Source organism: Thalassotalea litorea (genome assembly GCF_043642205.1).
GTDB lineage: Bacteria > Pseudomonadota > Gammaproteobacteria > Enterobacterales > Alteromonadaceae > Thalassotalea_A > Thalassotalea_A litorea.
The window spans coordinates 127284-138918 of record NZ_JBHZSG010000004.1; the positions used below are offsets into that span (position 1 = coordinate 127284).

At 45.6% G+C, this 11635-nt stretch carries 6 protein-coding genes; 3 read left to right on the forward strand and 3 right to left on the reverse strand.

The genetic code is table 11. The features are described from left to right. Nucleotides 1–18 precede the first annotated feature (18 nt). The 3 genes from ACHUFQ_RS03495 (at nt 19) to ACHUFQ_RS03505 (ending at nt 8781) form a co-directional block, all read left to right on the forward strand. A complete protein-coding gene (locus ACHUFQ_RS03495; protein WP_394173016.1) occupies nt 19–4326 on the forward strand; it encodes an alpha-1,6-glucosidase domain-containing protein in 4308 nt (1435 codons plus the stop codon). 248 nt (nt 4327–4574) lie between these two features. Continuing rightward, nucleotides 4575–4790: a hypothetical protein gene (locus ACHUFQ_RS03500; RefSeq protein WP_394173017.1), complete on the forward strand. Its 216-nt coding sequence runs from the start codon at nt 4575–4577 to the stop codon at nt 4788–4790. 223 nt (nt 4791–5013) lie between these two features. After that, nucleotides 5014–8781, forward strand: a complete 3768-nt coding sequence (locus ACHUFQ_RS03505; RefSeq protein WP_394173019.1) for a S8 family serine peptidase — start codon at nt 5014–5016, stop codon at nt 8779–8781. A gap of 634 nt (nt 8782–9415) precedes the next feature. Here ACHUFQ_RS03505 and ACHUFQ_RS03510 read toward each other — a convergent pair. From ACHUFQ_RS03510 to ACHUFQ_RS03520, 3 genes are all read right to left on the reverse strand, one after another. Continuing rightward, nucleotides 9416–9670: a hypothetical protein gene (locus ACHUFQ_RS03510; protein WP_394173021.1), complete on the reverse strand. Its 255-nt coding sequence runs from the start codon at nt 9668–9670 to the stop codon at nt 9416–9418. A 25-nt stretch (nt 9671–9695) separates the two neighbouring features. Continuing rightward, the gene (glmU, locus tag ACHUFQ_RS03515; protein ID WP_394173023.1) at nt 9696–11054 is read right to left on the reverse strand and encodes a bifunctional UDP-N-acetylglucosamine diphosphorylase/glucosamine-1-phosphate N-acetyltransferase GlmU; all 1359 of its coding nucleotides are present in this window, start codon (nt 11052–11054) and stop codon (nt 9696–9698) included. 138 nt (nt 11055–11192) lie between these two features. Then, nucleotides 11193–11621 (reverse strand): F0F1 ATP synthase subunit epsilon, encoded by a 429-nt coding sequence (locus tag ACHUFQ_RS03520; RefSeq protein WP_394173025.1) that lies wholly within the window; start codon nt 11619–11621, stop codon nt 11193–11195. Nucleotides 11622–11635: the final 14 nt, after the last annotated feature.

The following is an 11635-nucleotide window of genomic DNA, read 5'->3' on the forward strand; positions in this document are numbered from 1 at the left end:
GAATAAGGAATAATAAAAATGAAAACGACAAAAAACTTAGCGAATATGCTGATTGTCGCCTTAATATCGCTGTTTCTCACCGCCTGTGGCGGTGAAAGTGATGTTAAATCCGGTGAATCTCTGCTGACCTGTGATGTACCTATGGTACCAGATGCCAGTGGCACATCTTGTGTAGCTCCAGAGCCTATCCAATGTCCGGCACCAACCGTACCGGATGCGTTAAATGAAACCTGTATTGTCGGTGTTGATCCAAATGCACCCGCTCCGGTTTATTTCCCGGCAGAAAATGAAGCGGTGCTTTATTTTAATCTGGGAACCGATAATGATGCCGATTACGACGGCTATCGCCTGCATACCTGGAACACTGACCTGTGCAATGCTTATGCAGCGCCACATGACGAGTCCGACTGGGCCAATGGCCATGAATTTGCCGGGATCGACCCTACCTATGGTGCATACTACATTTTGAACCTGACAGAAGGTTACAGCGAATGTGGCAACTTTATCATCCATATTGGTACCGATGATGCCGGTAAAGCTTTAGGTAGCGGCGACTTCCAAATGCCTTTACAACAAGACGATCCGACCTATGCCCGGATGAATTTTACCTTCATTGGTGAACCGGCGGTATTTGAATACCCAGTAGTATCCTTAGGCAAGCAACCCGTTAAAGCCGCCGATTTTGCAGCTCACTGGATTGATACGGATACCTTAGTGTGGAATTCAGACGCGGATATCGCTTCGGTAAAACTTCATTACTCAGCGAATGCTGGTATCGAAGCTGACGAAAATGACGTATTCAACGGCTCTACGTTGGATTTGACTATGGTTGATTTAACCGATGAGCAAAAAGCATTTGCGCCGAAAGTAGCAGACTGGTCTGCGTATCAGGGTAGCTGGAGTGCAGAAGAAGCCAAATCTGTGTTAAAGAGTCAGTTGGTATTAGTCGGTTATAACAGCGATGGTGAAACCGTCGCCGCCAGCAATGTGCAGGCGGATAAAGTCCTGGATTACCTATATACCATGGGTGAGATGGATGCCGATGAAGCTCAGTTAGGCCTGAACTATGCCAATGGCATGATTGATGTTGCACTTTGGGCACCTACGGCTCAAAACGTGGTATTGAAAGTATTTGATGCCGACAAAGCAGAGACTGGCAGCTACCCAATGATGGAAGACACCATGACGGGTATCTGGAGCTACAGTGCAGATTTGGCCATGGATCGAGCGTTTTATCAGTTTGAAGTAACGGTTTATCATCCACAAAACAAAAACGTTGAAACATTGCAAGTAACAGACCCGTATTCGGTAAGCCTGTCTACTAACGGTGAATACTCGCAGTTTGTAAACCTGGAAGATTCCGACCTTTATCCGGATGGCTGGATGGAGCAGACGATTCCTACCATTGCCGACATAGAAGATGCGGTTATCTACGAAGCACATATTCGTGATTTCAGTATTTTTGATGAAACGGTAAGTGAACAAAACCGTGGTAAATACATGGCGTTTTCGGAAAAAGAAAGTGATGCCATGATGCACCTGAAAAGTCTTGCTGATTCAGGCTTAACGCATTTTCATATCCTGCCAGCAAACGATATTGCTTCTATCAATGAAGATAGCAATGACGTTATTAACTTAACCAATACTGTCGCTGACTTATGTGCCGTCCGCGCTGACGCTCCGGTATGTGGTGTTGAAAATGACAATGCCACTTTATTAGATGTTTTAGAAAGCTATGATCCTTACGAAACCGACTCAAAAGATTTGGTGAACGTTTTACGGGGTATCGACAGCTTTAACTGGGGTTATGATCCTAAGCACTTTAACGCCCCAGACGGCAGCTATGCCTCGGATAGCGACGGTGTTGCTCGCATTAAAGAAATGCGCACCATGATTCAGTCCTTGCATGAAACGGGCTTACGCGTCGTGCTTGACGTGGTATACAACCACACTAATTCCGCTGGGCTTTGGGATAATTCAGTATTAGATAAAATCGTACCGGGTTATTACCACAGTCGTGATTTATGGACAGGTTCTGTCATACAAGATACTTGCTGTAATGATACGGCTCTTGAACATCAGATGATGGATAAACTTATGGTTGATTCATTATTGATGTGGACCGAACAATACAAATACGATGGTTTCCGCTTTGATATTATGGGCCATGGTTCGAAACAACAAATGCTAGCAGCGCGTGAAGCAGTGCGTGCTATCGATGCAGATACGTATTTCTACGGGGAAGGTTGGGACAGAAATGATCGCGGTTTTGAACAAGCGAACCAGTTCAATATGGCAGGCAGTGAAATCTCTACCTTTAACGATCGTATCCGTGATGGTGTGCGTAAGCCATACATCTTTATGGATGAGTACACTGATGATTCATTCTTCCGTTTAGACTCGGTGAAATTTGGCCTGGCGGGTTCCTTACAGGACTATGTGTTAGAAACAGCAAATGGTACACCGACCAAAGGTATCAGCTTTGGCTATAGCATGTACGCGAAAGACCCGGCGGATGTTGTCAACTATGTGTCAAAGCATGACAATGAAACCCTTTGGGATAACCTGCAAATTTTCTTGCCAGAAACCATGACGCTAACCGATCGCGTTCGCGTTCAGAATGTCGCGCAATCAGTCATGTTAATGGCCCAAGGTGTGCCATTCCTGCAGCTAGGTGGTGACTTCCTGCGATCTAAATCGTTAGACCGCAACACCTACGATGCTGGCGACTGGTACAACAAAGTGGATTATACCTTTGACAGCAACAACTACCGAGTTGGTCGCCCATTGGAATACAGTGAGGGCGATGGCGATGATCAAATCGACAACATCGATGAGCTGGTTCACCTTCTATCTGAAGATAATGCCAAGCCTTACTTTAACGAAATCTTGTTTGCGAGTGATGTGTTTAAGGAATTTTTATCGATTCGTAAATCAAGCAAGTTGTTCCGCTTAACCACAGCACAAGACGTTATCGATCGAGTTGGATTTCACAATATTGGCAAAGGTCAGACGCCTGGGCTTATCGTAATGAGTATTGATGATGGCTCTGGCGTAACCGATATTGATCCTATGGTTGATGCCTTAGTTGTTGTTATCAACACTTCGGCGATGGAACAATCTCATTCGGTTGCAACCGCTGCAGGCTTTGCCCTGCATAATACCCAGTTAAACTCGGTAGACAGTATTGCTGCTGGCGCTTTCTTTACCGAAGGTGAAGGCGAGGGCACGTTCACCGTACCCGCGTTTACCACCGCGGTATTTGTGAAAGCCCAGGGTGAAATGCAAGGCCCAGGCTTATCGGCTTACGCCACTTCTGGAGCACCTGACGTGGTGCCTTACGGTGATACCGCCATCTTCGTTAAAGGCGATATGAATGGTTGGCAAAATAACGATGCCATGACTTATGTCGGCAACGGTGTTTATGAATTAGATATCGAACTTGGCTCAGGGGATTACTACTTCAAAGTTGCCGATGCAGATTGGGCGGCGGTTAACTTAGGCGCTCCGGGAACAGAACCCGTACTTATCGGCGAAGACAAGGTGTTGGTGCCTTACAGTAATGATAATCTGTTCATCAGTCTGACGGACAGTACCACCTACACGTTCCGTGTTGATGCAACCAATCCGGATTCGCCAGTATTGTCGATCGTTTACGAAGAGCCTTACTATGGAACCACCGTCTTCCTGCGTGGTGATATGAACGGTTGGAGTGAAGCTGATGCGTTCACTTACCTGGGTAATGATACGTACTCCCTAACCACGACCATTACCGCCGGCGATAAGTATTTCAAAGTCGCATCCGGCGACTGGTCGACGGTAAATATGGGGGCACCTGCTGATGATACCGAAGCTTTTGAGGGTGAATCCCAGCTATTAGTACCAGGTTCCAATGACAATCTGCATATGGTCTTCGCTGATGGTGAATACACCTTCATCTTTGATGTATCTAACCAACAAGAACCGAAATTACGCGTATACAGCGCCAAAATGTTTGGTGAAACCACGGTATATGTAAAAGGTGGTATGAATGGTTGGTCTGAAGATGATGCTATGACCTATGTCGGCAACAGCACTTATACGCTTACTTTGTCTCTAGACGCACAAAGCTATGAGTTCAAAGTTGCTTCTCAAGACTGGTCAACGGTTAACTTGGGCGCTACCTCAGGTGATGATGCCGATGTGTTCCTTGATACCGCTGAAGCCCTGGTTCAGGATTCACAAACCAACTTCAAGATTGATATTAGCGAAGCAGGCGATTACCTATTTACGGTAACCGGTCCGGATCCGTTAAATTCAACCCTAACGGTTAGCAAAGTCATGTAATCAAACTCTGAGTTTGAATTAATACTAAAGAATTAAAAAACGCCCTATCGGGCGTTTTTTTATGGGAAACGGGAATTGAAATTCACGCAAGTGAACAGGCGGCAGGTTTCAGGATTCAGAAAAACACCTCCGCCTCGCGTCATTCCCGGCTACGACAGGGAATCTATACCACGAGACTGAACGTCTCTAATATGTCAATCGCCGGAAATGACCCCCCTCAGAGTGGAGAAAGGAGCAAGTTTCTTTGTGTGGATACTACGATTTATCACAATGGCGGGATAATGCGAAAAGCGCATTGGATGGGTAACGTTTCATTTTATGATACCTTGGCAAATCAAAAGCGTCATGCCGTGATACTACACGGTATCTTGACCACAGACGTGAAAGAAGTAACCAGTTACCAATATTTAAAATCCTTATCAGGCGACCTGGCAAACTCACAATTACCTAACGTTATTGAATAAATGCATAAGCAATGTGTACAAAATGCTACACAACATTTGCCCCGATTTGCATTCCTAAACAGGAATTTTTCGATATATTAAATTTCCCCACACGTCATAATTTTGGCGCAACAATAATCAAGGGGTGGTCTATCCAGTACCAATTTCGTTTGTTCTACATGTTTGCCAGATAGTTGAACAGCGCATTTGCAAGAGATTCTGCCCCGAATAATAAGGAACATTTATGAAGCAACTCTTTCGACCGCGTCGGTTAACGACCGCATGTCTGTTTGCACTTTGCTCAACCAGTTTATCAGCATTCGCCGATCCTTCGCTGACTGAGCCGCACGGTAAAGCCGTTGAATTTACGCTTATCACCGGTGATAAGGTATCCGCAGTCGTTAAAAATGACGGTTCATTGGCCGGCATCCGTTTATTGTCTGGAGATGATCAAGAGGTCATCACCAGCATTTTTAAACGAGGCAATGACATTTATTTGGTGCCAGAAAAGGCCAAAGCCCTGGTGGATGCTCAAGCCATAGATCTGGAGCTGTTTAATATCAGCAAATTGCATCAATCTGGCTATGATGATGCTACTACACCTAACTTGCCCGTGATTATAGAGTATACCGATGGCAGCCTTGCCGGCAGTGCCACACCACAGGTTTTAGCTGGAACAGAGCTTATTGGTGAAATTGAAATTATTGATGCTGCAGCTTTCGGCATTCAAAAAGATAAGGCTGCAGATGTCTTCGCAAAACTTACCGTTGACAGTAATGTTGAGGGGGTTTGGTTAGATGCAATGGTTCACGCCCACAAAACCTCTTCAAAAGAGGCCTTAACGACCACGGTTCCACTGACGGGAGCTTATGGTAACTATGCTTCGACCTATAATGGTGAAGGCGTTACCGTGGCGGTTCTTGATACGGGCTACGATATCGAACATAGTGATCTAAACGGGCAAGTAATCGCATCGAAAGACTTTACCTGGTCTCGTAATGGTGTTGATGATTTAAACGGTCACGGTACGCATGTGGCAACCACAGTGGCTGGAACCGGTAAGGAGTCTGACGGTAAGTGGGTTGGTATGGCTCCTGGCGCAAACCTGTTAGTGGGCAAAGTCCTCGGCAATACGGGCGGTGGTTCCACCTATGGAATTTTAAGCGGTATGCAATGGGCTGTCGACAATGGCGCCGACATCATTAATATGTCATTAGGCGGCACCGCGACCTATTGTGGTGGTCCTATGGTTGATTTGGTTGAAGCGTATAGCGACCAGGTATTATTTGTAATCTCTGCGGGTAATAGTTTTACTCGTCAAACTATTGGCTCTCCAGGTTGCGCACCGAGCGCACTAACCGTTGGTGCCATTGACCGTGACAATAACACGGCATCATTTTCGTCTCGAGGCCCATCTCCTGACGGTCATTCCGCCAAGCCAGATATCGCCTCCCAGGGAGTAAATGTGGTTGCAGGCGCATCAGGTGGGTATGCCGATACGGCATATCGTAGCTTGTCCGGTACTTCGATGGCAGCACCTCATGTTGCCGGCGGTGCTGCACTCTTGATGCAGGCACGTCCGAACCTTAGTCCACAACAAGTGAAAAGTGTACTGACTTCATCGGCAGCGAATAATAACTCCCATGTTCTGGAGCAAGGCGCCGGACCAATGGACGTGAATCAGGCGATGATCCAGGCAGTGGTTGGCCAGGTGAATCAGGAATTGGGTCTATTCCCATATGGCCTGGATAAACAACGAATCTATCGCGACGTTTCATTGCAAAACCTTAGTGATGAAGACATTAGCCTGAAATTGAAAGTCGATTTTATCGGTGAGGACGGTAATACGCAATTACCTGCCACCATCGCAGGCTTAGACACTCATAGTGTCGTGATCCCCGCCAACGGTAGTGCAGAACTGCCGGTATGGATTGACCCAGGTGTTGCCTTGAGAAACTCAGCATATGGCACCATTACGGGCCGTATCATTGGAACCAGCACCGCTAACGGCGAACAACGTTTAAGTGTACCAGTGTCATTCTGGATCCAGGCTCCCCAGGTGGAACTGACCATTAACGCGATTGACATGCGCGGTAAGCCAGCAGTATCACCATCGCGTGCATTCATTGTTAATGAAGAGGATGACTGGGGGCAATCGGTTAGATTGACGAACGGTCAAGCGCAGGTGTCACTACCGAAAGGTGATTACACGGTTGTCGGCAATATAATGACCTATGATAACGATTCAGATTTTGGTGGTCTGGTTGAATCTGCCGCGCAAATGGCATATCTGAACAAAAAAATCGAGTCTGATACCTATCTTGAATTTGATGCCAGAACCGCACAGAAAGTTGAGTTTAAGACGGATCAGCCTATTTCAACTCAGGGCTATGCCTTTGGTTTTACCTACGCCTTGGATGACAACAAAGTGGCAAAACTGGCGGCAGTTGACCTTGCACCGGATTATGTAAAAGACATGTATCTCTGGTCACAGGGCCACGATGACAGATTCCGTTCATTCGTAACGACCCGTGCCTATGCACCGCAATCCCGCATATTCATGGCCAATGGTCAGGAGCTTGACCCAGTGCGTCAAAGTCTGGCATTGACTTTCCATGGTGAGGGCAGTGCACAAGTGATAAACGTTGGTGACGCTGGTTATGCGACTGACTGGAGTCAATTTGATTTAGAAGGCAAGATCGCCCTGATTGCTCATCCATATTATGTGACTTCATACATGATAAAAAGTGTGATGGATCGGGGAGCAATTGGTGTTCTGTTTTATCGCCCGGGAACCTCTGGTCGTTATAAAGCCACCATTCACGGCACACCAAAAATACCGGTTGTCGGTTTAAGTGCTGAAGAAGGTGAATTACTGGCTTCTGAAGTTATCGCTGGCAATGATATCGTCCATTGGAGTGGCACCGCATTAGAGCGCTCTCCGTATGCTTATTCTTTACATCATATTACCGATGGCCGCAGTGACGGTGGTTTAATTCGTGTTCACGATAAAGATTTGCACACGATTGATGCCAAATACCATGCACAAAATGACGAGCGTCCGGCCTGGACCGATGTGATGGCAATGACCAATAGCAGTGGTGAGTTTTACTCTACCGGTAGCTCACAACTGATGATGTTGCCAATGCAGCGAAAAGAGTACTACACGGCAACGCCAAAAAATACCTGGACAAATATCGTTATGCCAAACTACCGCATACAAACGGATGGGGCTTATTTTGATGGTCCGCGTTTGATGAGAGCGGGAGCGAATGAAAAAACCAACTGGTTTAAAGGCCCGCGCGGTGCATCCTTGTTATCCAATGGTACGCCAATCGCATACCGTGATACCAATGTGCTGAACTTTAAGTTTCCAGCGTATGGTGATTCTTCCGGTCATGATGGTATCGGTGGCTATAATGGTTCAACCGCCTATGGCATTCAGCTAAATGGTGAAAACCAATATCTTGATCAAGGTATGTTAAGTGTCCCAGATAACGTTTCTGACGTGCGTTTGGAAGTGCGATACACGCCACGAGGTGTTGGTGAACGATCGCCAGTGAATGATCATTTAGGTTCGTTTTATCAGGGAATTTTCTATTTTAACACCGATGCCAGTATCCAGGGAGCGCAACGCCTGTTAGTGCCGGTAGTTGATGTGCCCGTTGGTATCGACAATGCGATGATTGCAGGTCAGGCAGCACGCGTTAAAATCACCGGTATGGTTGATACGTTGGGCGCTGTACCGCTAAGCAGCGTTCGCCTGCAATATGGCTATGGTCAGGAGTGTTTGTTGGATGGTGTTTATGGGTTTTCTTATTGCCCAGTGTACCAGAAATTCAGCCCAGATAACTGGCAGGATGCGCAGATTGAGCAAGTCGGTGACGACTGGTTCGCAATTATCCCAAATGATGCAGCCGCTGGTGAGTTTGTTCACCTGAGGGTTGAGGTTGCTGATATGCAGTCAAGTGCCAGCGAACAGACAACATTACGCGCTTATATGTTGAAATAGTTTGTTAGATTAATTAACAAAAAAATCTTTCAAAATTAATCAGGCCACATGTGATACAAGTCGCATGTGGCCTTTTTTGATTGCGGTTTTTGGCAGAACTTTATCGTGATCAAGTAGGCATTGGTGCAATACCAATCACATTAAGTTTGTGCACAACTCAGAGTTAGGGCAGAGGTTCAGTTACAACATAGGTTTCATCGATATAGTCATTCTATATTAATGAAATATAGGGTCGTAAATGGGCCTCTGGTAAACTCCCTACGGGTGAGTTTTAAAGGCACTTATCCTGCGTTACTGATTTTGACAATGGAATAACCATTCTCTGCAATCAAAGCCTTGTCTAAAAGCCTTTAAATTCTCACTGAGTGAGCAATAATTTAATGTGATTGGTATAACTGCTGAATAATAGGTTTGACCAGCTGTTGTCTGCCCTGAATTTCTCACCACCTGTTTTGCCACTTAAGCTTCGCTCTATGCCATAGAGTTTACCGTTAATGCAGAAGCGACTTTATTGAACTTAATAAAATCCATTCAAATGGTCATTCCTCAGGCTATTTTTTAATGACCAAAAGTCGACATTACAACCATCAAATATGATGCCAACATACACTGGCGAGGTTAGGGGGAAAATTATTCACTGACGACCAGAGTCTTGCTTATCCTTATCCCTTTCCTGCTCGCGCTTAACAAGAAGAAACGTAAGATACATTTTGGTAGGCAGAGAGAATATTAAGCCAAAGGCGATACATGAGGCGCCGATTATCATACCCGAGACACCCATTTTTTCAGGTAGATAAAATACGTGAAGCAGACAATAACCTAAGACCAATAAAAAAAGCCCAATACCTATCGCGATTTTAAGTAATTTAATTAATTTCGCTTCAGTCATTGGGCTTTCCTTGAAATGAATTTATCTATTTTTTGGTTGGGCGTTTCCAACCACTGATATTACGTTGCTTACCGCGAGCAACCGCAAGTGCATCATCTTCAACATCTTTAACAATGACAGAACCGGCAGCCGTTGTTGCCATATTACCGATACTAACCGGTGCCACCAATGACGCATTAGAGCCGATAAATGCATGATCACCAATAATGGTTTGAGATTTATTAACGCCATCATAGTTGCAAGTAATGGTGCCAGCGCCAATATTGGCCTTTATTCCAACGATGGTGTCACCCAAATAAGTTAAGTGTCCGGCTTTAGAGCCTGGACCTAACGTCGATTTTTTCATTTCCACAAAATTACCGACGTGAGCATCTTCCTTTAAGACTGAGCCAGGACGAATTCGCGCAAAAGGGCCAACACTGGATTTATTCTCAAGCACAGCATCCTCAATAATGGTGTTGGGTTTTACCACAACATCATCGCCAATCTGACAATTCGTTAAGATACAGTTGGCGCCAATCTCGACATTATTTCCCAGGGAAACATTGCCTGCAAAAATACAGTTGATATCGATTTTTACTTCTTCACCGATAGATAATTCACCGCGGATATCGATACGGGCAGGATCTCTCAGGCTAGCGCCGGCAATCATTAACTCTGCAGCGCGTCGTGCCTGATAGGCTCGCTCCAATGTTGCCAGTTGCATACGGTTATTGGCACCTTCCACTTCTATCGCCGTATCCGGGTGAGCCGTGTGAATCACTTTGCCTTCATTATGGGCCATGGCAATGATATCGGTCAGGTAATATTCACCCTGGGCGTTATCATTGGATAAATTGCCAAGCCAGCGTTTTAGGTCGCCGCCATTAGCGAGCAGGATTCCCGTATTGACTTCGGTAATTTTTAACTGTTCTGGATTTGCATCTTTTTGTTCAACAATACCGACAACCGTGCCGTTATCGCGAACAATTCTGCCATAACCTGTAGGGTCATCGAGTTCTACCGTAAGTAAGGCCATGGAATTATTCTGTTTTGCCGCTAACAGGCGTTCAAGCGTAGAAACTTGCGTTAATGGCACATCACCATATAGCACTAAAACATCTTCATCATCGTTAATGTGATCACGAGCCTGATCTACCGCATGACCCGTACCTAGCTGCTCTGCTTGCTCAACAAAGGTTAAATCATCGCCTTGAATGGCATTCTTAAGTACATCGCCGCCAAAACCATAAACCAGATTAATTTGCTGCGCATCCAATGCCCGCGCAGAATCGATTACGTGCTCAACCATGGACTTATGGGCCACGGGGTGCAGGACTTTGGGAAGTTTAGAACGCATGCGAGTGCCTTTACCCGCGGCTAAAATAACGACTGAAAGAGGCATAATTTTCCCTATGTTTTTTTATTACCTATAGTTTAATCCGTTTTATTAGGTATTAAAAAACAAATCATAAAATTTAACGGTATCAAAACAAAAAAGGCGCCGTAAGGCGCCTTTTCTCAATAAAGAAAGTAATCGAAATTACTTCTTCTTAAATTTATTTGCTTCCTGGATAACACGTAATTGCGCTACCGCTCTGGCTAGCTCCGCAGCAACCTCAGCATAATCGACATCGGCCGATGCATTACTGATGTGCTCTTCAGCACGTTGCTTGGCTTCTAAAGCAGCTTGCTCATCCAGGTCACCACCACGTACTGCCACATCGGCAAGTACAGTAACGGAACCTGGTTGAACTTCCAACATACCACCGGAAAGGTAAATAACCTCTTCGCCGCCATGTTGTTTAACAATACGCGCCATACCTGGTTTCAACGCAGTTAGTAAAGGCGCGTGACCAGGCATAATACCTAGCTCACCTTCACTACCTGATATTTGTAATGATTCTACGCGACCAGAAAATAAACTTTCTTCAGCGCTTACTACATCCAAATGAACAGTCATGGCAGCCATATTCTCTCCTAAGC